The 21592-nt window shown below is 73.3% G+C and carries 23 protein-coding genes and 1 riboswitch; of the genes, 16 read left to right on the top strand and 7 right to left on the bottom strand.

Annotation, left to right across the window (positions count from 1 at the left end; all coding sequences use genetic code 11):
- Positions 1-104: 104 nt before the first annotated feature.
- Together PV341_RS30755 and PV341_RS30750 are read right to left on the bottom strand one after the other, a co-directional pair.
- Complete coding sequence (locus PV341_RS30755; protein ID WP_500359537.1) at positions 105-644, bottom strand: GNAT family N-acetyltransferase; 540 nt, start codon at positions 642-644, stop codon at positions 105-107.
- Positions 645-660: 16 nt separating this feature from the next.
- The gene (locus PV341_RS30750) at positions 661-1887 is read right to left on the bottom strand and encodes an MFS transporter (protein WP_500359535.1); all 1227 of its coding nucleotides are present in this window, start codon (positions 1885-1887) and stop codon (positions 661-663) included.
- 147 nt (positions 1888-2034) lie between these two features.
- On the opposite strand from PV341_RS30750, the gene PV341_RS30745 reads away from it, so the two are divergent.
- The 11 genes from PV341_RS30745 (at position 2035) to PV341_RS30695 (ending at position 12348) form a co-directional block, all read left to right on the top strand.
- The gene (locus PV341_RS30745) at positions 2035-3240 is read left to right on the top strand and encodes an ROK family transcriptional regulator (protein WP_500324387.1); all 1206 of its coding nucleotides are present in this window, start codon (positions 2035-2037) and stop codon (positions 3238-3240) included.
- 270 nt (positions 3241-3510) lie between these two features.
- Positions 3511-3641: riboswitch (FMN riboswitch) on the top strand.
- Positions 3642-3811: 170 nt separating this feature from the next.
- Positions 3812-4903 carry a bifunctional diaminohydroxyphosphoribosylaminopyrimidine deaminase/5-amino-6-(5-phosphoribosylamino)uracil reductase RibD gene (ribD, locus tag PV341_RS30740; RefSeq protein WP_500324386.1) on the top strand — a complete coding sequence of 364 codons (1092 nt, stop codon included), beginning with the start codon at positions 3812-3814 and terminating at the stop codon, positions 4901-4903.
- A 1-nt stretch (position 4904) separates the two neighbouring features.
- Positions 4905-5525 (top strand): riboflavin synthase, encoded by a 621-nt coding sequence (locus PV341_RS30735; RefSeq protein WP_499510739.1) that lies wholly within the window; start codon positions 4905-4907, stop codon positions 5523-5525.
- Positions 5522-6175 carry a nicotinamide mononucleotide transporter family protein gene (locus PV341_RS30730; protein ID WP_500359534.1) on the top strand — a complete coding sequence of 218 codons (654 nt, stop codon included), beginning with the start codon at positions 5522-5524 and terminating at the stop codon, positions 6173-6175. The genes PV341_RS30735 and PV341_RS30730 overlap by 4 nt, the downstream gene beginning before the upstream one ends.
- Complete coding sequence (locus tag PV341_RS30725) at positions 6172-7461, top strand: bifunctional 3,4-dihydroxy-2-butanone-4-phosphate synthase/GTP cyclohydrolase II (RefSeq protein ID WP_500359533.1); 1290 nt, start codon at positions 6172-6174, stop codon at positions 7459-7461. The genes PV341_RS30730 and PV341_RS30725 overlap by 4 nt, the downstream gene beginning before the upstream one ends.
- An 86-nt stretch (positions 7462-7547) precedes the next feature.
- A complete protein-coding gene (ribH, locus tag PV341_RS30720) occupies positions 7548-8033 on the top strand; it encodes a 6,7-dimethyl-8-ribityllumazine synthase (RefSeq protein WP_499510736.1) in 486 nt (161 codons plus the stop codon).
- A gap of 34 nt (positions 8034-8067) precedes the next feature.
- Positions 8068-8340 (top strand): phosphoribosyl-ATP diphosphatase, encoded by a 273-nt coding sequence (locus tag PV341_RS30715; protein WP_499510735.1) that lies wholly within the window; start codon positions 8068-8070, stop codon positions 8338-8340.
- A 73-nt stretch (positions 8341-8413) separates the two neighbouring features.
- Complete coding sequence (gene hisG / locus PV341_RS30710) at positions 8414-9274, top strand: ATP phosphoribosyltransferase (protein ID WP_499510734.1); 861 nt, start codon at positions 8414-8416, stop codon at positions 9272-9274.
- Positions 9271-9762 carry a PH domain-containing protein gene (locus PV341_RS30705; RefSeq protein WP_500324496.1) on the top strand — a complete coding sequence of 164 codons (492 nt, stop codon included), beginning with the start codon at positions 9271-9273 and terminating at the stop codon, positions 9760-9762. The genes hisG and PV341_RS30705 overlap by 4 nt, the downstream gene beginning before the upstream one ends.
- 136 nt (positions 9763-9898) lie before the next feature.
- Positions 9899-11239, top strand: a complete 1341-nt coding sequence (locus PV341_RS30700) for a hemolysin family protein (protein ID WP_500324382.1) — start codon at positions 9899-9901, stop codon at positions 11237-11239.
- Positions 11236-12348, top strand: a complete 1113-nt coding sequence (locus tag PV341_RS30695) for a hemolysin family protein (RefSeq protein ID WP_500324381.1) — start codon at positions 11236-11238, stop codon at positions 12346-12348. The genes PV341_RS30700 and PV341_RS30695 overlap by 4 nt, the downstream gene beginning before the upstream one ends.
- 58 nt (positions 12349-12406) lie before the next feature.
- Here the strand turns inward: PV341_RS30695 and PV341_RS30690 are convergent, their stop codons facing one another.
- Entirely contained in the window at positions 12407-14311 is a 1905-nt protein-coding gene (locus tag PV341_RS30690) for an AAA family ATPase (protein WP_500324380.1), read from the bottom strand.
- Between the two features lie 395 nt (positions 14312-14706).
- Entirely contained in the window at positions 14707-15327 is a 621-nt protein-coding gene (locus PV341_RS30685) for a uridine kinase family protein (protein WP_500324379.1), read from the bottom strand.
- Positions 15328-15398: 71 nt separating this feature from the next.
- On the opposite strand from PV341_RS30685, the gene PV341_RS30680 reads away from it, so the two are divergent.
- Positions 15399-16523: a M24 family metallopeptidase gene (locus tag PV341_RS30680; RefSeq protein WP_500359532.1), complete on the top strand. Its 1125-nt coding sequence runs from the start codon at positions 15399-15401 to the stop codon at positions 16521-16523.
- A gap of 131 nt (positions 16524-16654) precedes the next feature.
- Positions 16655-17047 (top strand): STAS domain-containing protein, encoded by a 393-nt coding sequence (locus PV341_RS30675; RefSeq protein WP_500324377.1) that lies wholly within the window; start codon positions 16655-16657, stop codon positions 17045-17047.
- Between the two features lie 2 nt (positions 17048-17049).
- Here PV341_RS30675 and PV341_RS30670 read toward each other — a convergent pair whose 3' ends face one another.
- Complete coding sequence (locus PV341_RS30670) at positions 17050-18066, bottom strand: DUF3048 domain-containing protein (protein WP_500359531.1); 1017 nt, start codon at positions 18064-18066, stop codon at positions 17050-17052.
- Between the two features lie 85 nt (positions 18067-18151).
- Between PV341_RS30670 and PV341_RS30665 the strand changes: the two genes are divergently transcribed.
- Positions 18152-18769: a transglutaminase-like domain-containing protein gene (locus PV341_RS30665; RefSeq protein ID WP_500324375.1), complete on the top strand. Its 618-nt coding sequence runs from the start codon at positions 18152-18154 to the stop codon at positions 18767-18769.
- A complete protein-coding gene (locus PV341_RS30660; protein WP_500359530.1) occupies positions 18766-19470 on the top strand; it encodes a B3/B4 domain-containing protein in 705 nt (234 codons plus the stop codon). Before PV341_RS30665 ends, PV341_RS30660 begins: the two co-directional genes overlap by 4 nt.
- Positions 19471-19483: 13 nt before the next feature.
- Here PV341_RS30660 and PV341_RS30655 read toward each other — a convergent pair whose 3' ends face one another.
- Both PV341_RS30655 and PV341_RS30650 read right to left on the bottom strand, forming a co-directional pair.
- Complete coding sequence (locus PV341_RS30655; RefSeq protein ID WP_500359529.1) at positions 19484-20224, bottom strand: lysophospholipid acyltransferase family protein; 741 nt, start codon at positions 20222-20224, stop codon at positions 19484-19486.
- Positions 20225-20363: 139 nt separating this feature from the next.
- Positions 20364-20780, bottom strand: a complete 417-nt coding sequence (locus tag PV341_RS30650; RefSeq protein ID WP_500324372.1) for a DUF4395 domain-containing protein — start codon at positions 20778-20780, stop codon at positions 20364-20366.
- An 87-nt stretch (positions 20781-20867) separates the two neighbouring features.
- On the opposite strand from PV341_RS30650, the gene PV341_RS30645 reads away from it, so the two are divergent.
- Complete coding sequence (locus tag PV341_RS30645; RefSeq protein WP_499510722.1) at positions 20868-21281, top strand: TlpA family protein disulfide reductase; 414 nt, start codon at positions 20868-20870, stop codon at positions 21279-21281.
- Positions 21282-21592: the final 311 nt, after the last annotated feature.

Raw genomic sequence — 21592 nt, 5'->3', positions numbered from 1 at the left:
GCCCTCCCCCGGCCGAAGGCTGGGGGAGGGCGGGAGGCGGGTGGACGCCCGCCGCAGGCGCAACGGAGCCGCACACAAACACCCGGGGAGCCCGGCGCAGCCGCCTAGTCGGCCCACGCCGTGCGCGTGACCGCGTACTCGACCTCCCCCTGTTCCGCCCCCGGCAACGCCTCGTCCCACTCCTCGTGGAAGACCCGGACGAACGACAGCCCCGCCTTCTCCATCACACGCCGCGACCGCGCGTTGACGAACATCGTCTCCGCGTGGACGCGCTCCGCGCCCAGGTCGGTGAAGGCCTTGCGGACCAGGGCGCGGGACCCCTCCGTGGCGTAGCCGCGGCCCCAGGCGGCGCGGCGCAGGCGGTACCCGAGTTCGAGGTCGTCGGCGGGGCCGCCGGGGCGGGGGGTGAGGGCGAACCAGCCGACGAAGTGCCCGGTGGAGAGTTCCTCCGCCGCCCAGACCTGGGAGCGTGCGAAGCGGGGCAGGACCTCGTGCCGGATGACGTCGGAGGGCGTGGGGCGGCCGTTGCCCAGGTAGCGCATGACCTCGGGGTCGCTGTCGAGCGCGACGAGCAGTTCGGCGTCCGCGTCGGTGTCGGTGAAGTGCCGCAGCCGCAGCCGCTCGGTCTCCAGGAAGATCCGCATGTGCATGGGCGGCACGCTAGGCCTGCGGGGTCGTCGCCGCCACGGGTTTGCGGTCGCGCTCCACGGAGACGGTGCCCGCGCGCCGGAGCACGCCCGCGCCCACGGCGAGCCCGGCGGCGAGCAGGGTGACCAGGCCGAAGGAGACCTGCAGGGAGCTGGCCTCCGCGATGGAGCCGATGGCGGCCGGAGCCACCAGCCCGGAGGTGTAGGTGACCGTGGCGACGCCCGCGATGGCCTGGCTCGCGTTGGGCCCGCTGCGCCCGGCCGCGGCGAAGCACAGCGGCACGACCACGGCGATGCCCACGCCGATGAGGGCGAAGCCCGCGATGGTGGTGACCTGCGTGGACGCCGTGGCGACGAGGACGCCGCCCACCGTGGCGAGCAGGCCGCCGAAGCGTACGGTGCGGACCGGTCCGAAACGGCGGACGACGAGGTCGCCGAGGAGACGGGACACGGCCATGGTGCACGCGAACGCGGTGTAGGACGCGGCGGCGACACCGGGGGAGGCGCCGGCGATGTCACGGAGGTAGACCGCGCTCCAGTCCATGCTGGCGCCCTCCGCGAAGACGGCGCAGAAGCCGATGGCGCCGATGACCAGGGCGGCGCGGGGCGGCAGGGCGAAGCGCGCGGGGGCCTCCTCCGACGCGGCGGGCCGCAGGTCGAGCACTCCGCTGCAGACCACCTGGCCCAGCACGACGAGCAGGACGGCCGCGGCGGTGAGGTGGAGGCGCGCGTCGAGTTCCGCGTGGGCGGCGAGGACGCCGAAGAGGGAGCCGAGCAGGGTGCCGGCGCTCCACATGCCGTGCAGCCCGGACATGATCGAGCGGCCGAGGCGTTCCTCGACCTCGACGCCCTGGGCGTTCATGACGACGTCGGCCATGCCGGCCGAGGCCCCGTACACGAACATCGCCCCGCACAGCCAGCCCAGTCCGGAGGAGAGGGCGGGCAGCGCCAGCGAGGCGCACCACAGGCCGAGCAGGAGGCGCAGCGCGTTGCGCATGCCCATGTGGTGGGCGACGCGGGCGGCGAGCGGCATCGCGACGGAGGCGCCGAGGGCCGCGAAGACGAGCGCGAAGCCGAGCTGTCCGGCGCTGAGCCCCGCGTGCTCCTGGATCCAGGGCACCCGGGTGGCGAAGCTGCCGGTCACCGCGCCGTGCACCGCGAACACGGCGGCGACGGCGAGATGGGCGCGCCGCAGTCGCGGGTCTGTCTTCCCCGTCGGGGTCGTCGGCTTCGTCGGCATGTTCCCTCCAGTCTGGTCCCGCCGTGCTCGGGGCATAAATTATCAGGCAGGCTTCCTGAAAGATAGACTGCCTCCTGCCACGGTCCCGCACCGGGCCCCTGTCGCCCGCCCTCGCACCTGCGCGACGGCTTCTGGAAGGATCCGTCCATGACCGCCATGCGATCCCACGCCGGGCGCACCGCCTCCCCCCGCACCGCTCGGGCGATCAACGACCGGCTGGCCCTGGAACTGCTGCAGCGCGAGGGCCCGTTGACGGCGGCCCAGCTCAAGTCCCTCACCGGGCTGTCCCGTCCGAGCGTCGCCGACCTGGTCGAGCGGCTGCAGGAGTCCGGGCTGATCACGGTGGTCGGCGAGACGGGAGCCGACCGGCGCGGCCCCAACGCTCGGGTGTACGGGATCGTCGCCGACCGGGCGCAACTGGCCGCCTTCGACGTCCGCACCCACAGCGTCGCCCTCGAGGTGGCCGACCTATTGGGGAACACCATCGGCAGCGCCGTCCTGCCGGTGGACCCGTTCGGCGATCCGCAGCGCACGGTGCGGCGCTCGGTGGCGCTGCTGGAGCGGACCGCGCGCACCGCCGGCGCCGGCGCGCTGCACACCGTCGCGGTCGGCGCGCCCGGCCTGGTCGACCCGGCCACCGGCGAACTGCGGGCCACCGGGCAGCTGCCGGCCTGGCACTCGGCGCTCGTCGCCGAACTGCGCAGGCGGCTCTCCCTCCCGGTGCTGCTGGAGAACGAGGTCAACCTCGCGGCCGTCGCCGAGCGGCGCCTGGGCGCCGTGCGCGACCGCGAGGACTTCGTCCTGCTGTGGCTGGGTCACGGGGTGGGCGCCGCGGTGGTGCTGGGCGGGATCCTGCGGCGCGGTGCCTCGGGCGGTACGGGGGAGATCGGCTTCCTGCCCGTTCCGGGGACCTTCCAACTGCCGACGGCCAGCGGGTGCGAGGGCGGTTTCCACTCGCTGGCGGGCAGCGCGGCGGTGTGCGCCCTGGCGCGCTCGCACGGGATGCCGGTGTCCGGCGACGACGACGCCCTGGCGGCCGAGGCGGTGGTGACCGCGGCCCGGGCGGACGGCAAGCAGGGCGAGCTCTTCCTCGACGCGCTGGCGGACCGGGTGGTGATCGGGGTGGCAGCCGTCACCGCCGTGCTCGACCCAGGCTGCGTGGTGCTGGGCGGCGAGGTGGGCCGGGCCGGGGGCGAGGACCTGGCCGCCCGGGTCGAGGAACGGCTCGCGCGGATGTCCCCGCTGCCGACCCAGGTGCGGGCGGGGACCGTCGCGGGCAGCGCGGTGCTGCGCGGCGCGGTGCTGTCGGCGATGGACGCGGCGCAGGACGCGGTGTTCACACCCGAGGTGTGACGTCCGGGGCGCTCCGGGGCAACCGCCCCTCGGCCGCCTGACGTTCGCGGGCGCCGGCGTACGACCGGAGTCCCCCGGGTGAACCCGCTCCGCCCATGCGGTTCGCGCCGGCCTCAACGGACGCTCCCCTGGGTCGTGTTGACCGGAAGCCATGGCGACGGGCCGCGGGGTCCGAGCGGTCGGACCGATCCCGTGTGAGCCAATCCACAGCGATCCCTTGCGTCCGCAAGGAACCTTCGTGGCAGACTGTGGAGCAGTACCAGTGACGTTCAGCGCACTCCGGGGTCGGTGAAACTCCGAACCGGCGGTTACAGTCCGCGACCCGTCCGCATCCAGCGGCCGGTTGACCAGGTGAAATTCCTGGACCGACGGTTAAAGTCCGGATGGGAGGCAGTGCGCGGCGGACGGGCATCGGTACACCGCCGTCGGCGGCAGCGTGGGTGCGTGTCCCCCGGAAACGGGTGACACGGGCGGACGCAGCCCCACACCGGACGCGGTGTCCCCGAGGCTCACGTCCGCTCTGTGTTCCGCACAGCCCCGGAGTCCGTGCCCGATGAGGCAGGAGGACCCGGTGGCAACACCCGGTGAAGCCGACGCGATGCGCCGGGCCATAGAGCTCGCCGCCCGCGGCGTGGGCTCGACGAGCCCCAACCCCGTCGTCGGCGCCGTGATCCTCGACGCAGGCGGCGAGATCGCCGGCGAGGGCTGGCACCAGCAGGCGGGCGGACCCCACGCCGAGGTCCACGCCCTGCGCGCGGCCGGCGACGCGGCCCGCGGCGGCACCGCCGTCGTCACCCTCGAACCCTGCAACCACACCGGTCGCACCGGCCCGTGCGCCCAGGCCCTCATCGCGGCCGGCGTTTCCCGCGTCGTGTACGCCGTCGCGGACCCCACCCCCGCGGCGACCGGAGGCGGCGCCACGCTGGCCGCCGCCGGGATCGCCGTGGAGAGCGGGCTCATGGAGGCCGAGGCCGCCCGCGGCAACGAGGTGTGGCTCACCGCCTCCCGCGAGCAGCGGCCCTTCGTGCTGTGGAAGTACGCGAGCACCCTCGACGGCCGCATCGCCGCCGCCGACGGCACCAGCCGCTGGATCAGCTCCGCCGCCTCCCGTGCCGACGTGCACCGTCTGCGCGCCGAGTCCGACGCCGTCGTCGTCGGCTCCGGCACCCTGCGCGCCGACGACCCCCACCTGGCCGTGCGCGGCGTGGAGGGCACCTTCACCCAGCCCCTGCGGGTGGTCGTCGACACCAACGCCAAGATCACCCCCGGCGCCCGGGTGCTGGACGGCACCGCCCCGACCCTGGTCGCCGTCGCCGAGGACACCGACACCGCCCACCTGCCGGGCGTCGACGTGGCCCGCCTGCCCCGCACCGGCAGCGGCGTCGCCGTCACCGCGCTGCTTGCCGAGCTGTACGGCCGCGGCGTCCGCTCCGTGCTGCTGGAGGGCGGCCCCACGCTCGCCGGCGCCTTCGTCGCCGCGGGCGCCGTCGACAAGGTCGTCGGCTACCTCGCACCGGCCCTCCTGGGGGCCGGACCCGCGGCCCTGGGGGACGCGGGAATCACCACCATCGCGCACGCGTTGCGGCTCGACGTCGCCGAGATCGAACGCATCGGCCCCGACCTGCGTATTACTGCCTACCCGAGCCGCACCGAGGAGAACTGACGTGTTCACCGGAATCGTCGAAGAGCTGGGCGACGTCGTCGCCGTCGAGGACCTGGGCGACGCCTCCCGCTTCCGTCTGCGCGGTCCGGTCGTCACCGAGGGCGCCAAGCACGGCGACTCGATCGCGGTCAACGGGGTGTGCCTCACCGTCGTCGACACCGCGGACGGCGAGTTCACCGCCGACGTGATGGCCGAGACCCTCAAGCGCTCCAGCCTCGGCGCGCTGAACCCCGGCAGCCGGGTCAACCTGGAGCGCCCGATGGAGCTGGGCGGCCGCCTCGGCGGTCACCTCGTCCAGGGCCACGTGGACGGCACCGGCGCGGTGATCTCGCGGACCCCCGCCGAGCACTGGGAGATCGTGAGGATCTCGCTGCCGGCGGAGCTGTCCCGCTACGTGGTCGAGAAGGGCTCGATCACCGTCGACGGCATCAGCCTCACGGTCGTCGAGGCCGGTCCCGACTTCTTCTCCGTCAGCCTGATCCCGACCACCCTCGACCTCACCACGCTCGGCTTCAAGCAGCCCGGCGACCCGGTGAACCTGGAGGTCGACGTGATCGCCAAGTACGTCGAGCGGCTGTACGGGGAGCGGGCCGGGGCACCGAAGGGGGCTCCGGCGGAATGAGCGCCCTCGACACCCTGAACAGTGTCGCCTTCTCCGCCTTCGGTGAGCACTTCAAGTGGACCGACGTGGTCGGCAACGGCCTCGGCCTGGCCGGTCTCGCCCTGGGGTGGCGCCGCTCGGTGTGGGCCTGGCCGGTCCAGCTGCTGTCCGGTGCGGTGCTCGTCGCCGCGTACTGGTCGGCACAGCTCACCGGCGGCGTCGGCAAGCAGCTGCTCGTCATCGGCGTCGCCGTGTGGGGCTGGTTCCAGTGGCGCCGCGGCGTCCGGGACGGCGGCGAGATCCGGGTCCGCTTCGCCACCTGGCGCGAGCGGGGCCTGCTGGTCGCCGGCACGGCGGCCGGACTGTTCGGGGTCGTCGGCCTCTTCACGCTCTACCCGTCGCTGTCCTGGAACCCCTGGCCGGACGCCTACATCTTCGTCGGCACCGTCGCCGCGATGGTGGCCATGGCCAGGGGCTGGGTCGAGTTCTGGTTCGCCTGGCTCGCCGTCGACGCGGTCGGCGTCCCCCTCGCCTGGAACAGCGACCTGAAGTTCTCCGCGCTCGTGTACGTCATCTACTTCGTTCTCGTGATCGCCGGCATGTACGCCTGGTGGCAGCAGACCCGGGTCCCGCGGCACGGCGGGCCCGTCCTGGAAGGAGCGGCCGCATGACCACCGCACTGCACACCCTCTACGTGGCGGAGGACGCCCCGATCGTCCTCGACCCCGTCGAGCGTGCGATCGCCGACATAGCGGCCGGCCGGCCCGTCGTCGTCGTGGACGACGAGAACCGCGAGAACGAGGGCGACCTCATCATCGCGGCCGAGAAGGCCACCCCGGAGATCGTCGCGTTCATGATGACCGAGTGCCGTGGTCTGATCTGCGTGCCCATGGAGGAGCACGACCTGGACCGGGTCGACCTGCCGCAGATGGTGGACTCCAACACCGAGTCCATGCAGACCGCGTTCACCGTCTCCGTCGACGCGAGCGCCGTCCACGGGGTCACCACCGGCATCTCCGCCGCCGACCGGGCGACCACGATCCGGCTGCTGGCCTTCGGCGACTCCGTCCCCGGCGACTTCGTCCGGCCCGGCCACGTCTTCCCGCTGCGCGCCAAGTCCGGCGGCGTCCTCACCCGCAACGGCCACACCGAGGCGGGCGTCGACCTGGCCCGGCTCGCCGGACTGCGCCCGGCCGCCGCCATCGTGGAGATCGCCAACGAGGACGGCACGATGGCGCGCCTGCCCGAGCTGGTCCACTTCGCCCGCAAGCACGGCCTGGCCATCATCTCCATCGAGGACCTGGTGACCTACCGCCGCAGCTCGGAGCCGACCGTGCGCCGCGAGGCCGAGACCCGGCTGCCCACCGCCTTCGGCGACTTCCGCGCGTACGGCTACCGCAGCACCGTCGACGGCGTCGAGCACATCGCGCTCGCGGCCGGCGAGATCGGCGACGGCGAGGACGTCCTCGTCCGCGTCCACTCCGAGTGCCTCACCGGCGACGTCTTCCACTCGCTGCGCTGCGACTGCGGACCGCAGCTCCAGGCCTCACTCGAACGGGTGGCAGCCGAGGGCCGGGGCGTCGTGGTCTACCTCCGCGGCCACGAGGGCCGGGGCATCGGCCTGATGTCCAAGCTGCGCGCGTACGAGCTCCAGGAGCGCGGCCGGGACACGCTCGACGCCAACCTGGAACTCGGACTGCCCGCCGACGCCCGCGACTACGGCGCCGCCGCCCAGATGCTGTCCGACCTCGGCGTGCACTCCCTGCGCCTGATGACCAACAACCCCGACAAGACCGAGGCCCTCGAGCGGCACGGCCTGAAGGTCGCCGAGCGCGTCGCCATGCCGATCGCGGCCGGCGAGCACAACCTGCGGTACCTGCGCACCAAGCGGGACCGCATGGGCCACGACCTGCCCTGGCTGGACCCGGCCCCCACCGGTGCCTGCCGCAACCAGTAGGCCCGCCCCCAAGCAGCACCACGACACCTGTACGACCAAGAACGACCCGAACGACCAGAGCAAGAACGAGCAAGGAGAAGACGGACGTGAGCGGTAAGGGCGCCCCCGAGCTGACCGTGAAGAACTGCGGTGACCTGCGCGTGGCCGTGATCGCGGCGCAGTGGCACGAGCAGGTGATGGACGGGCTGGTCGACGGCGCCCTGCGCGCCCTGAGCGACCTGGGCATCGACGAGCCCACCCTGCTGCGCGTTCCCGGCAGCTTCGAACTGCCGGTCGCCGCCAAGGTGCTGGCGAGCCGGGGCTACGACGCGGTCGTCGCCCTAGGCGTCGTCATCCGCGGCGGTACGCCGCACTTCGAGTACGTCTGCCAGGGCGTCGCCCAGGGCCTGACCCAGGTCTCGGTCGACACCGGCGTGCCGATCGGCTTCGGCGTGCTCACCTGCGACACCGAGGAGCAGGCCCTGGACCGGGCCGGACTGCCCGGCTCGAACGAGGACAAGGGGCACGAGGCCGTCACCGCCGCGATCGCCACCGCGACCGTCCTGCGTTCAGTATCCGAGCCGTGGCGGTGAGGTAAGGGGACTTCCGCGTAGGGTGGGGACCACCATGGCCAAGAAGACATTCGAGGAGCTCTTCGCCGAGCTCCAGCACAAGGCCGCCACCGGCGACCCCAGCAGCTCCCGCACCGCCGAACTGGTCGGCAAGGGAGTGCATGCGATCGGCAAGAAGGTGGTCGAGGAGGCCGCCGAGGTGTGGATGGCAGCCGAGTACGAAGGCGCCGACCGCACCGCGGAGGAGATCTCCCAGCTGCTGTACCACCTGCAGGTGATGATGGTCGCCCGGGGCATCGGCCTCGACGACGTCTACGCTCATCTCTGAGCGGATCGCCCCAGGCCGGACCCGCCCCACGAGCCCTGTCCCACCCACATCCGAGCTGCAAAGGAACGCTGTCATGCTGCGCATCGCCGTCCCCAACAAGGGTTCACTGTCCGGACCTGCGTCGGCGATGCTGCATGAGGCCGGCTACCGCCAGCGCAAGGACTCCAAGGAACTCGTCCTCGTCGACGGCGAGAACGACGTCGAGTTCTTCTACCTGCGCCCGCGCGACATCGCCATCTACGTCGGCTCGGGCCGCCTCGACATCGGCATCACCGGCCGCGACCTGCTGCTGGACTCGGGTGCCAACGCCGAGGAGATCCTGCAGCTCGGCTTCGCCCGCTCCACCTTCCGCTACGCCACCACACCCGGCGGCGTGAGCGACGTGAAGGAGTTCGGCGGGAAGACGGTCGCCACCTCCTACCCGGAGATCGTCCGGAAGCACCTCGCCGACCACTCGGTGGAGGCCTCGGTGGTCCGCCTCGACGGCGCCGTCGAGACCTCCATCCACCTCGGTGTGGCGGACGTCATCGCCGACGTCGTCGAGACGGGCACCTCCCTGCGCAACGCCGGCCTGGAGGTCATCGGGGAGCCGATCCTCGACTCCGAGGCGGTCGTCATCCGCCGGGCCGGCGCCGGCGGCGAGGACGCGGCGGCCGAGCCGAAGGTGCAGCAGTTCCTGCGCCGCCTCCAGGGCGTCCTGGTGGCCCGCCGCTACGTGATGATGGACTACGACATCCGCGTCGAGCACGTCGAGCGGGCCATCGCCCTCACGCCCGGCCTGGAGTCGCCGACCGTCTCCCCGCTGCACCACGAGGGCTGGGTCGCCGTGCGCGCCATGGTCCCCAGCCGCGAGGCCCAGCGGATCATGGACGAGCTGTACGACCTCGGCGCGCGGGCCATCCTCACCACCGGGATCCACGCGTGCCGTCTGTGACCTCGCCCACCCCGCACGCCATGCCCGTGGAACTCCCCGTGCTGCCCGTCACCTTCCGGCCCGCCCGCACCCGCGCGGTGCTGCTGGGCCTGGCCACCGGGCTGCTCGCGGCCTTCGTCGTCATCGCCGTGCTCCTCCCCGCGGACGGCGCACGGCCCTGGCACACCTCGGACCGGATCTGGATCGTGCTCACCGGGCTGCTGATCGCCGGGGTGCTCGTGCTGCTCAGCCGGCCCAAGGTGGCCGCCGACCGCGACGGTGTGACCGTCGTCAACCTGACGACCCGGCGCCGGCTGGAATGGGCGCAGGTCCTCCGGGTGAACCTGCGTCCCGGCGATCCGTGGGTGTACCTCGACCTGGCCGACGGCACCAGCCTGGCCGCCATGGGCATCCAGCCGGGGATCGGACGCGCCCGCGCGTTGCGCGACGCGCGCGCCCTGCGGGCCCTCGCGGAGGCGTACGGTACCGGCAAGCCGACGGCGCACTAGACCTGCCGCCCCGGCCCGCTTCTTCATTACTCTGGAACCTTCGCAACGACCCGAGGAGTGACACCCAATCCACGATGGACGGATCGTCCGGTAGTACCCGCGCCGCCTCTCCCCCCCGACATACGGGAGCGGCGGCATGAGCGCCCCGTTGCTGCTGCTCGCGGCAGCCTTCGTCCTGATCCTCGCGAACGGCTTCTTCGTCGCCGCCGAATTCGGCCTGGTGACCGTCGAACGCCCGGCCGCCGAACGCGCCGCCGCCGAGGGTGACCGCAGGGCCCGCAGCGTCGTGGAGGCGCTGCGCAAGCTGTCCTTCCAGCTCTCGGGCACCCAGCTCGGCATCACGATCACCTCACTGGTGGTCGGCATGCTGGCCGAGCCCGCCCTCGCCGACCTGTTCGCCGGACCGCTCACCTCGGTGGGTGTGCCCGAGGGCGCGGCGCCCGCCGTCGCGGTCGTGATCGGCATGATCCTCGCCTCGGCCGTCCAGATGGTCATCGGCGAGCTCGTCCCGAAGAACTGGGCGGTGTCCCGTCCGCTGGAGGTGGCCCGTTTCGTGGCCGGGCCGCAGCGGGCCTTCTCCGCCCTGTTCCGCCCGGTCATCGAGGCCCTCAACGCCGCCGCGAACCGCCTGGTGCGGGCGCTGGGCGTGGAGCCCGCCGAGGAGCTGGCCTCCGCGCGCACCCCCACCGAGCTGGTCTCGCTGGCCCGCCACTCCGCCCGTGCCGGGGCCCTCGAGCAGGACACCGCGGACCTGTTCGTCCGCACCATCTCCCTCGGCGACCTCACGGCGGAGAACGTGATGACCCCGCGCGTACGGGTCAGCGCCCTGCAGGACACCGCCACCGCCGCCGACGTCCTCAACCTGACCCGGGCCACCGGGCTGTCGCGCTTCCCGGTCTACCGGGAGCGGCTGGACGACATCGTCGGCATGGCGAGCCTGAAGGACGCCCTCGCCGTCCCGGCCCACCTGCGCGACCGCACGCCGGTCGGCCGGGTCACGGTCGCCCCGCTGCTCGTCCCGGAGACGCTGCCGGTGCAGCCGCTCCTGGAGCAGCTGCGCCGCGAGCAGCCGATCGCCGTGGTCGTCGACGAGTACGGCGGCACCGCCGGCGTCGTCACCCTGGAGGACATCGTCGAGGAGCTCGTCGGCGAGGTGCGCGACGAGCACGACGGCGCCGACCTGCCCGAGCTGGCGGCCGCCCCCGCGGAGAACGGCAACCCCGCCTGGGACGCCGACGGCGGCTGCCGGGTCGACCTGCTGGAGCGCATAGGGCTCGAGGCCCCCGAGGGGCCGTACGAGACGGTGGCCGGCCTCGTCGCCGACCTCCTCGAACGCATTCCCGAGCCGGGGGACACCGCACTGCTGCCCGGCTGGGAGCTGCGGGTGCGCGAGGTCGCGCACCACCGTGCCGAAAGGGTCCGCCTGGTACGCGTCGGGTTCGAGGAGCCCGAGGACGGGCAGGAGGGCGGGCGATGAGCTTCCTGCAGCTGTTCTTCGCCGGCCTGCTGGTGCTGGGCAACGGCTTCTTCGTCGGCGCCGAGTTCGCCCTGGTCTCCGTACGGCGCAGCCAGATCGAGCCGCTCGCCGGCACGCAGCGGCGGGCCCGTACGGTCCTGCACGGGCTGGAGAACCTGCCGCAGATGATGGCGGCGGCCCAGTTCGGCATCACGGTCTGCTCCCTGACGCTGGGTGCGGTCGCCGAGCCGACCGTCGCCCACATGCTGGAGCCGCTCTTCGAGGCGATCCACCTGCCCGAGGGGCTGATCCACCCGCTCGGCTACGTCATCGCGCTCGCCGTCGTGGTCTTCCTCCACCTCGTCATCGGCGAGATGGTCCCCAAGAACCTGGCGATGGCCGCGCCCGAGAAGACCGCGCTGTGGCTCAGCCCCGGACTCGTCGGCTTCGCCCGGCTGTTCCGGCCGGTCATCGCGGTGCTCGGCTGGTGCGCCAAGCTCGTGCTGCGGCTGTTCCGGGTCGAGCCCAAGGACGAGATCGACGCGGTCTTCACCAGCGAGGAGCTGACCGTGCTCGTCGAGGACGCCCGGCAGGCCGGACTCCTCGACGACGACGCCCAGGAACGCCTGGAGGACGCGCTGGAGCTGGGCACCCGCCCGGTCACGGACGTCCTGCTGTCCCCGGCGGAGCTGGTGACGGTCGACGCGTCCGTCACCCCCGCCGAGGTCGAGGAGCTGACCGTACGCACCGGCTACTCGCGCTTCCCGGTGGCCGGACCGGAGGGCGCCTACCTCGGCTACCTCCACGTGAAGGACGTCCTCGACCTGGAGGACACCGGCCGGCCCGTCCCGGCGCGGCTGTGGCGGCCGATGGCCACCCTCCGCGCGGAGCTGCCGCTGGACGACGCGCTCACCCAGATGCGGCGGGCCGCGTCCCACCTGGCGTCGGTCGCGGACTCCGGCGGGCGCGTGCTGGGTCTGGTCGCCCTGGAGGACGTGCTGGAGATGCTGGTCGGCGAGGTCCGTGACCCGGCGCACCGGGAGGTCCCGGAGCCTGCGCAGACCGGCGACACCGCGGCCGCCCAGGAGACCGGAGAGGCCGCCCGGCCGTCGCGTGTGATGGCGAGCTGACACGAGGACCCACGCGAGAGGGGCCCGGGCGCATGCGCCCGGGCCCCTCTCGCGTCGTTCACTCCAGCGGCTCGGGCGGCGTCAGCCCGGGCCCGCGGCCCGACAGCACCTCGCCGTAGGCCTGCATGAGGTCGGGCAGCCGCAGCGTGGACAGGTCGTCCCGGGACGGCTGTCCCACGTAGCCGGACAGCCGCAGGTCGCGGTAGGCGCAGCTCTTCTCGTACAGGGTGCGCAGGAAGCGGCCGTTGCCCAGTTCGTCGATCCAGCCCTGCTCGACGACGTGGCCGCTGATGGCGAGCAGCTCCTCCAGGGCCTCGCCGTCCCAGCGGTCCCCGTTGTCGGCGGCGAGGACCTCGCCGATGCTGGTCAGCTCGTGCGGCCGGTAACTGGGGAAGTCGACCCGGGTGGTGAAGCGCGAGCCGAGGCCGGGGTTGGCCGCGAGCAGGCGGTCCATGCCCTCGGGGTAGCCGGCCAGGATTACGACCAGACGGTCGCGGTTGTCCTCCGCGCGCTTGAGCAGGACCTGCAGCGCCTCGTCGCCGTAGGCGTCGCCCTTGCTGTAGCCGGAGTTGGACAGCGCGTACGCCTCGTCGACGAACAGCACCCCGCCGAGCGCGGAGTCGATCAGCTCGTTGGCCTTGACGGCGGTCTGACCCAGGAACTCGCCCACGAGATCCGCGCGTTGCGCCTCGACCAGATGGTCGCCGCCCAGCAGTCCGAGGGCGTAGAACACCCGGCCGAGGATGCGCGCCACCGTGGTCTTGCCGGTGCCGGACGGGCCCGAGAAGACGAAGTGCCGCTTGGGCGGCTGCACCGGCAGACCCTGTCCCGCCCGCAGCCGCGCCATCCGCAACTGTGCCGACAGCGCCCGCACTTGGCGCTTGACCGGCTCCAGGCCCACCATGCGGTCGAGTTCGGCCAGGGCCTGGGAGAGCAGCACCGGGTCCGGGGCCGCGACCGGGACCTGCGGCGGGACGGGGGAGACCGGCAGGATCGCCTTCTCCCGGATGTCGTCGTCGATCGGGCCGACCGCGCCCAGCGGGTCGTCCAGCACCGAGCCCGCTCCGAGGCCACCGGGCATGGCGGCCGCCCCCGCCCGGGCGTCGAGCGGATCGGGGTCGGGCGGCAGCGTGTCGGGCCCGGTCTGACCGTAGCCCTGCAGCGTGACCGGGGCCAGGTCGGCCGTCCCGTCGGTGAGGCCGTCGGACTCGTCGATCGCGGCGAGCCGGGCCGCGGTGTCCATGAACGCCGGGTCGACCCGGTGCACCGCCCGGTACAGGGGGAGCGCGGCCGCCGTACGGCCCGTGCCCTCGTACGCGCGGGCCAGCCAGTAGCGGAGTTCCTTGCGCTGCGGCTGTTCGCTGCGGCAGCGCATCAGGGCCGTCGCCAGCAGCGGCTCGGCCTGCCCGTACAGCTCCAGCCGGACCCGGGCCATGCCGCCGAACAGACCGGCCTCGATGCCCAGGACCTGGTCGCCGAGGAGCGGTTCGGTGTGGCGCACCAACTGGTCCCAGTCCTTGACCAGATAGGCCCGGCAGGCGTGCAGGAAACGGACGTGCGGATCGGTGTCGATCGGTGGGCACTCGGCCAGGGCCCGGTCCAGCTCCGCGATGTGGCGGCCGTCGAGCCAGTGGGAGGCGTGCGCCAGCAGCAGGTCGCGGCGGGTCTCCAGCACCGGCTGCACCCACCAGCCCAGCCAGTACCAGGAGTTCATGGAGCGGCGGTGCGCGCTGCGCTGCTCGCCGAAACGGTCGCGGTGCCGGTACATCTGCAGCAGCGCCGTGGAGGTGTCCGCCCGCAGCGCGTGCAGCCCGAGCCAGGCGTCCGCCATGCCGGGGTCGAGGCGGACCGCCACGCGGAACTCCTCCTCGGCCTGGGTGTAGGCGCCCATGGTGTAGGCGTCGACGGCCCGCACCCAGGCGAGGTCGGAGGGGGCGCCGGAATGCTCTGTGCCGAAGTCCATCAGGTCCCCACCAGCCCGTTCCCCCCGGTGCCGCCCGCCGTACGCCGCTCCAACCAGGTTACGCGAAGCGGGAGTTGGTGCCAGGTGAGCACCGCCTTCGCGGGGTGGCGCACCCGTTGGCATGGTACCCGTGCGGGCCTGCTGGGCCGTAGAGCGACGCGGGTGGTGACGGTGGGTGAGCGATCCGCCGCCGTACGGGGCCGGATCACCGGCTGTAGGCAGAACGAAGCCCCCGGTCACGGGGGAACAACCGGGGGCTTCGCGCATGAGGTGCGATCGACGATGACCGCGCATTGAGAACGTAAGTCCTGTGCGGCTCCCGGGTCAAGCCACCTCGGGGCGTCGCTCCGGCGGTCGCGGGGCGGGTGCAGCGCACCGGCTGCACGCGGTCACGGTCAGTGACGGAGGGTGTTGGCGAGCGGGGTCTCCGTGTGCTGCTCCCGTACCTCGTAGCCGTCCGGACGCTGGTGGACCAGCAGGTCCGCGAACGGCCGGGAGGGGTCGGCGGCGAAGTGCGCGTCCTGCGCCCGCATCCAGCCGGCCCAGAACGCGGTCAGGGCGGGGCCGTCGCGGAGCTCGCCGCGCTCCCGTGCCGTGTCCCGGGAGACCTCCAGCCAGAGCAGGCTCGCCAGCCGGGGACGCAGCGCGCGGCGGCCCACGCCCACCCCCTCCAGCAGGACCACGGGGGCCGCCGGCACCTCCAGGGTCGTCGCGAACCGCCGGGCCACCCAGTCGTACTTCGCGGGCCGGGCGGTGTCACCGCGGCGCAGCGGCTCCAGCACCTGCTCGCGCAGCCGCCCGGTCCACTCGAACAACTCCTCGTGCGTGGCCAGATCGTCGAGGTGGACGACGGGAGCACCGTCCAGTGCGGACGCCAGCGCGGCGGCGAAGGTCGTCTTGCCGGATCCGGCGTGCCCGTCCACGGCGACGAGCCGCACCGGCCCGCAGGACGGCGGAAGGGCGCGCAGCCGGGCGGCGAGCGCGCGGAGCGCCCCGGGGGTGGTCTGGTGGTCCATCGGCCCCAGCCTACGACCTGCGCCGACGCAAGGGACTGCGGTGGGTGCCAGGGGCGTCTACGGTAAGAGTCGTGACCGACTCTGCCGCATCCCTGTACCCCCCGGAGCGACTCGAACTCGCCCGCAAGGCCGCCGCCGACGCGGGACTCGACGCGCTGCTCGTCTCACCGGGCCCCGATCTGCGCTACCTCACCGGCTACCACGCCCACCTCACCGAGCGCCTGGTGTGCCTGGCGCTGCCGGTGCTCGGCGACCCCTTCCTCGTCGTGCCCCACCTGGAGAAGCCCGGTGCCGAGGCCTCCCCGCTGGGCGCGCTCGGCGTCGACGTCGTCGGCTGGGGCGAGACCGAGGACCCGTACGCCCTGGTCGCCGGCCGGCTGCCGCGGGGGACCGCGCGGGTCGCCGTCGACAACCACATGTGGGCCGAGAAGGTGCTCGCCTTCCGCACGGCCCTCCCCGGCGCCGAGCAGAGCCTGGCCGGCGACGTGCTGCGCGAACTGCGGATGCGCAAGTCGCCGGCGGAGACCGAGGCGCTGCGCCGGGCCGCGGGCGCCATCGACCGGGTGCACCGCCGCATCGGGGAGTGGCTCAGGGCCGGGCGCACCGAGCGCGAGGTCGCCCGGGACGTCGCCGACGCCGTCATCGAGGCGGGGCACACCACCGTCGACTTCGTCATCATCGCCTCGGGCCCGAACGGCGCCAGCCCCCACCACGAGGTCTCCGACCGGGTGATCCGGGCCGGTGACCCGGTCGTCGTCGACATCGGCGGCACCACGCAGGAGGGCTACTGCTCCGACTCCACGCGCACCTACGCGGTCGGTGAACCGTCCGCCGAGTTCCGCGAGATGTACGAGGTGCTGCGGCGCGCGCAGCACGCCCAGACCGATGCCGTCCGCCCCGGCATCACCGCGGAGGAACTCGACGCGATCGGGCGGGACATCATCGCCGCGGCCGGCTACGGCGAGCACTTCATCCACCGCACCGGGCACGGCATCGGTCTGGAGACGCACGAGGAGCCGTACATCGTCGCGGGCAGCTCCCGTCTGCTGGAGCCGGGCATGGCCTTCTCCGTCGAACCCGGGATCTACCTCCCGGACCGTTTCGGCGCCCGCATCGAGGACATCGCCGTCTGCACGCCCGAGGGCGGGGAACGGCTCAACCAGACCTCCCGGGACCTGGTCGTCCTGTCTGTTTAGCCCGATGTGTTGACTCCCGGTACGGCAGGGGGGTATTCCGTACACGCGACCGTGTGCGCGGTGCGTTCGCCGCGCGCGGCGCACACGTCGTGTCAAGGGCCCAGCAGGAAGCGGCAGTCGGGGGGCCGGGCATGTTCGACGACGAGCGTGACTTCGGGGTGCGGCAGTGGACGGTCGGCGGCACGACCGTGGTGGAACTGACGGGGGAGCTCGACCTGTGCGCCGGCGTGCGGGCGGCCGCGCGTCTGGACGCGGTCACCGGCGGGCCGCGGCCCGACGTCGTGGTGGACCTGCGCGGAGTGAGCTTCATCGACTGCAGTGGTCTGTCGGTGCTCATCCGGGCGCGGAAGCGGACCCTCGACCGCGGTGGCCGGTTCGGCATCGTCGGCGACAGTCCCTGCGTGCTGCGGCTGTTGCGGCTCACCCGGACGATCCGGGTCTTCACCGTCCACGACGACCTGGCCTCCGCGCTGGCCGCGCCGGGCGCCCCCGATCCCCCCGCGGCGGACGGCGCCATAGCGTGAGCTCACCCGGGCAGCGGCGCCAGCACGATCCAGACCTGGCCGCGGGCGAAGCTCACCGGCTGCCCGTCGGGCGTGGTGAAGTGCGTGCCCCCGGCCGCGTCGGGCCGTGACCACCGGGCGTCGTACGCCTTGCCGTCGCGCAGCACCACCGCGCGCCCGGTGCCCACGGTCTCGCTGTACGGGGAGGTGTTCCCCCACCGGTCCTGGAAGCCGGAGGAACGGACCGTGACGTACTGCACGACCACCGTCGGCGCGCCCAGCCTGCCGCCGTCGGTGGTGGTGGCCGGGTCGCCGTCGAACGAGATCAGCCAGCGGTCGCCGTCGGCCGACCAGTGCAGGCCCACCGAGCCGTTCGGGTAGTGCACGGTGCGGTCGCGCTCGGGGGTGCCGCCGGGCGGTGCGGCACCGAAGCGGAAGCCTATGTCCCGGGCGGCCGAGGCGTCCGGGGCCGCGGCGAGCAGCCGCTCCGGTGTGGCGTACAGGTTGTGCGGGGCGGGGCGCGAGCCGTCGCGCACGTAGGCACCGGGGGCGTGGGCGGGGGAGACGTCGTGCACCGGCGCCGCCGCCACCACCGGCAGCAACCTGGACTGCGCCCCGGAGAAGGCGAGGGCGGGGCGGCCGAACTGGCGGAGCAGTTCCAGGTCCGACTCGCGGGCGCTGCGCACCGGGCCGACCCGTTCGGGCAGTTGGGAGGAGAAGACGGCGAGCAGACGGGTGAGACCGGACTCCACCTGCTCCACGTAGACGAGGTCGGCCCGGTCCAGCCCGGTGTGCGGGCGGGCGGGCCCGACGTTGTCGATCTTCACCGCGAGGACCGGGCCGCGGGTGCGTCCGGGCAGTCCGGTGAAGGGCGAGCGCGCGACCGCGGTGGTGCCGGGCACCGAACCCGTCGAGGAGGGGGAGGGCCCGCCGGGCGTCCGCTCGGGGCCGCCGCAGCCCCGGCTGACCAGGAAGACGGTGAAAACCGCCAGCACGACCAGGACCGCCGCTCTCGCGGGACGTCTGGGTGCTCGGGCCACGACGGCCACCCCCGTGCTGCATAGGTATGCTGCCTACGGAAAAGCCATTTGCCGAATCGCTGCGCGTATTCCTAGTATCCGCCACATGGAGCCGGTACCCCAGACGGCGGACGCGACCGCCTACCTCGCAGCGGACGAGGTGATCGACCACGGCCACCCGCTGGTCCGGGCGACCGCCGCCCGGCTGCGGGCGGAAGCCCCCGATCCGTATGACTATGCCGAAGCGGCCTACACCTTCGTTCGCGACGCCATCCCGCACTCCGCCGACTCCGGGGACCCGCGCGTCACCTGGCGCGCCTCCGACGTCCTGGAGCAGCGCACCGGCATCTGCCACGCCAAGGCCCACGCCCTGACCGCGCTGCTGCGCGCCGAGGGCATCCCCACGGGGCTGTGCTACCAGCGGCTCGCCGACGACGACGGCACCGGCGCCCTGATCCACGGGCTCATCGCCCTCAAGCTGCCCGGACACGACCGCTGGGCCCGGCAGGACCCGCGCGGCAACAAGCCCGGTGTCGACGCCCGGTTCTCCCTCCGGGAGGAACGGCTGGCCTGGGTGCCCCGCCCCGGACTCGGCGAACGCGACTACCCCGGTCTCCACGCCACCCCGCCGCCCGCCGTGCTCACCGCCCTGCGGCAGGCTGTCGACCGGCCGCATCTGTGGCGGCTGCTGCCCACCGACCTACCGGACCAAGAAGACCGATGACCTCACACACCCCCCTGACCCTGACCGTCGACCCCGCCGTGCGCGCCCTGGCCCCGGGGTTCGCCCACCTCGCCGTCGAGGCCCGCGGCCTGGTCAACGGGCCGAGCGACGATGCGAGCGCGGCCCTCCTCGACGACGCGGCCCGCCGCCTGACCGAGCGCCTCGGCGGCCGCGCCCCGCACGAGGACCCCCACATGGCCGCCTGGCGCGCGGCGTACACCGCCTTCGGCGCCAAGCCCTCGCGCACCCGCAACTCCGCGGAGGCGCTGGCCAAACGCGCCCTCGCCGAAGGCGGGCTGCCCCGCATCAACCGGCTGGTGGACCTCTACAACGCGATCAGCGTCGCCCACCTCGTGCCCGTCGGCGGTGAGGACACCGACCACATCCACGGCGGCATGACCCTCGTACGGGCGACCGGCGACGAGAAGTTCGAGACCGTGGCCGGCGGTGAGCCCGCCGTCGAGCACCCCGAGCCCGGCGAGGTCGTCTGGCGCGACGGGACCGGCGTCACCTGCCGCCGCTGGAACTGGCGGCAGGGGATCCGTACCCGGCTGACCGAGGAGTCGGTCAACGCGCTCTTCCTCCTGGAGCGGATGGATCCGATGCCGATGGCCGACCTGCGGGCCGCCGGTGAGGAACTCGCCGCTCACCTGCGGAGGTTCAACCCCGGCGCGGAGGTCACCGTGCACGAGCCGGTCTGACCCCCGCGCCCGGTCACTCCGCCTTCGCGCCGCGCTCCCGGGCGGCGACGTCCTCCGGCGTGGGGGCGCTGCCGCCCAGGTGCGCGGGCAGCCACCAGTGGTCGTCCGGGCCCGACGGGCGCCCGGTGTACACGCGCTGCGCGTCCTCCAGCAGCTCCTGGACGCGCAGCCGCAGCCGCCGGGTCAGCGCGCCCGGCTTCTCGTCCGCGTGGGGCGTCATCTGCTCGCCCACCCGGATGGTGATGGGGAAGCCGTTGCGGCCCAGCTGGCGCGGCTGGTCCTTGGTCCACAGCCGCTGCGTGCCCCACAGGGCGACCGGCAGCAGGGGCACGCCCGCCTCCATCGCCAGGCGCGCGGCACCGGACTTGAAGGACTTCAGGGTGAAGGACTGGGAGATGGTCGCCTCGGGGAAGACCCCGATGATCTCGCCCGAGCGCAGCGCCGTCAGCGCGTGCTTGTACGCGTGCATGCCCTCGGAGCGGTCCACCGGGATGTGCTTCATGGCCCGCATCAGCGGACCCGACACCTTGTGCCGGAAAACCGACTCCTTCGCCATGAAACGCACCAGCCGCTTCGCCGGGAGCGCTGTCAGCCCCGCGAACACGAAGTCGAGGTACCCGATGTGGTTGCTCACGAGCAAAGCGCCGCCCTTGCGCGGCACATGTTCGGTGCCGGCGATGTCGAAGCGCAGTCCCTGCACCTTGAACATGGTGCGGGCGAAGCCGATGACGGGCGGGTAGACGAGTTCGGCCATGTGTGGGGCCCCTTCTTCGTAGGGGGTGGCCCCCGGCGGAAGTTACGCGGCCGTAGGTTTGGGCCGCCGGCTGATCGTGCCCCGTAAACGGGTGCCGTGTCATCCCGCGTGCCCGCCGTGTGGCGAGATTCTCGTCACGTCACCCGGTCGTACGACGCACCAGCAGGTACATCTCGCATCCGAGGCAGTAGCCGAACACCGCGTTGAGGAAGGCCGCCGCGAGCGCGCAGGCCGTCGCCGCCAGGCCCAGCCAGGCGAGCCCCGTGGCGTAGCCGGCGAGCCCGACGACCGCGAACGCCAGTCCGACCGCCTGCGCGAAGCGCGGCGGCGCCGGGTCCTCGGTCTCGGTCGGCGGCCCCAGCCGGGGCCGTACCGCCACCCGGTACAGCAGGCCGTACGGTGAGTTCTGGACACCCGCGGCGGCGCCCACCGCGAACACCAGCGCCTGGACGGCCAGCAGCCAGGCACTTCCGGTGACGAGGACGGCGGCCAGGACGACACTGGTCACGCTTGCGCCGAAGCGCGGTCCACGGGCATCAATGGCGTGAGGGCTCATACCGGCCATGATTCCGGAACGGACGCCGTCCGGACCCCCGGGAATCATGGCGGTCGTGTGAACGCTGCAACGGCAGGGAGGGGCGAAATGACGGGACTGGTGGTGTGCGTCGCCGTGCTCGTGGCGGCGGGGATCTTCGGCATCCTCCACAAGCGCAGGGACGGAAGGGTACGGGTGCGGGACAAGGACGCGGCACAACAGCTGACGGCGGGTGAGATCGGCGCGGAACTCGGAGAGCGGGCCACGCTCCTCCAGTTCTCCACCGCCTTCTGCGCGCCCTGCCGGGCCACCCGCCGCACTCTCGGCGAGGTGGCCGGCATGGTCGACGGCGTGCGGCACGTGGAGATCGACGCCGAGGCCCACCTCGACCTGGTGCGCCGGCTGGGCGTCGTCAGGACGCCGACCGTCCTGGTCCTCGACGCCCGCGGCACCGTGGTGCGGCGCGCGTCGGGCGCGCCGCGCAAGGCCGACGTCATCGCGGCGCTCGGCGCGGCGGTGTGACACCCGCGCGCGGTGTCATGACCCCGGTCCCACCCGCCGGGGCGCCCTTGACGCGGCGCCGGTCTGATCGTCAGTCTGACGTTATGTCGCGAGACCTCCTTCTGTACTCCCGCTTCGACGTCGACCTCGGTCGGCACGCGAGCGCCCGCTGTCACGGCCGTTGAGTGCCCAGGACTCCGCACCCCTCCGGCTCGACAGCACGACGAAGGACAACTCCATGACCGCCTCTCCCGACCTCGGCACGCCGGCCGCGACCTCCCTGGGCGCGGTGCCCACCTCGATCCCCGCGCCCGCCCCGGTCCCCCTGGCCC

This window comes from Streptomyces sp. PA03-1a, assembly GCF_033792805.1.
Classification (GTDB): domain Bacteria; phylum Actinomycetota; class Actinomycetes; order Streptomycetales; family Streptomycetaceae; genus Actinacidiphila.
Note: the sequence above shows the minus strand (reverse complement) of the source record. Positions and strands in the feature narration are given on the sequence as shown.

What these genes read in the sequence shown, in the direction of transcription:
- PV341_RS30715 (WP_499510735.1), top strand. Translation starts at nt 8,068, where the DNA reads ATGGCCAAGAAGACATTCGAGGAGCTCTTCGCCGAGCTCCAGCACAAG.
- PV341_RS30755 (WP_500359537.1), bottom strand. Translation starts at nt 644, where the DNA reads ATGCGGATCTTCCTGGAGACCGAGCGGCTGCGGCTGCGGCACTTCACC.
- PV341_RS30660 (WP_500359530.1), top strand. Translation starts at nt 18,766, where the DNA reads ATGACCTCACACACCCCCCTGACCCTGACCGTCGACCCCGCCGTGCGC.
- PV341_RS30675 (WP_500324377.1), top strand. Translation starts at nt 16,655, where the DNA reads ATGTTCGACGACGAGCGTGACTTCGGGGTGCGGCAGTGGACGGTCGGC.
- PV341_RS30650 (WP_500324372.1), bottom strand. Translation starts at nt 20,780, where the DNA reads ATGAGCCCTCACGCCATTGATGCCCGTGGACCGCGCTTCGGCGCAAGC.
- PV341_RS30750 (WP_500359535.1), bottom strand. Translation starts at nt 1,887, where the DNA reads ATGCCGACGAAGCCGACGACCCCGACGGGGAAGACAGACCCGCGACTG.
- PV341_RS30665 (WP_500324375.1), top strand. Translation starts at nt 18,152, where the DNA reads ATGGAGCCGGTACCCCAGACGGCGGACGCGACCGCCTACCTCGCAGCG.
- PV341_RS30645 (WP_499510722.1), top strand. Translation starts at nt 20,868, where the DNA reads ATGACGGGACTGGTGGTGTGCGTCGCCGTGCTCGTGGCGGCGGGGATC.
- PV341_RS30725 (WP_500359533.1), top strand. Translation starts at nt 6,172, where the DNA reads ATGACCACCGCACTGCACACCCTCTACGTGGCGGAGGACGCCCCGATC.
- hisG (WP_499510734.1), top strand. Translation starts at nt 8,414, where the DNA reads ATGCTGCGCATCGCCGTCCCCAACAAGGGTTCACTGTCCGGACCTGCG.
- PV341_RS30695 (WP_500324381.1), top strand. Translation starts at nt 11,236, where the DNA reads ATGAGCTTCCTGCAGCTGTTCTTCGCCGGCCTGCTGGTGCTGGGCAAC.
- PV341_RS30700 (WP_500324382.1), top strand. Translation starts at nt 9,899, where the DNA reads ATGAGCGCCCCGTTGCTGCTGCTCGCGGCAGCCTTCGTCCTGATCCTC.
- PV341_RS30655 (WP_500359529.1), bottom strand. Translation starts at nt 20,224, where the DNA reads ATGGCCGAACTCGTCTACCCGCCCGTCATCGGCTTCGCCCGCACCATG.
- PV341_RS30690 (WP_500324380.1), bottom strand. Translation starts at nt 14,311, where the DNA reads ATGGACTTCGGCACAGAGCATTCCGGCGCCCCCTCCGACCTCGCCTGG.
- PV341_RS30745 (WP_500324387.1), top strand. Translation starts at nt 2,035, where the DNA reads ATGACCGCCATGCGATCCCACGCCGGGCGCACCGCCTCCCCCCGCACC.
- PV341_RS30730 (WP_500359534.1), top strand. Translation starts at nt 5,522, where the DNA reads ATGAGCGCCCTCGACACCCTGAACAGTGTCGCCTTCTCCGCCTTCGGT.
- PV341_RS30685 (WP_500324379.1), bottom strand. Translation starts at nt 15,327, where the DNA reads ATGGACCACCAGACCACCCCCGGGGCGCTCCGCGCGCTCGCCGCCCGG.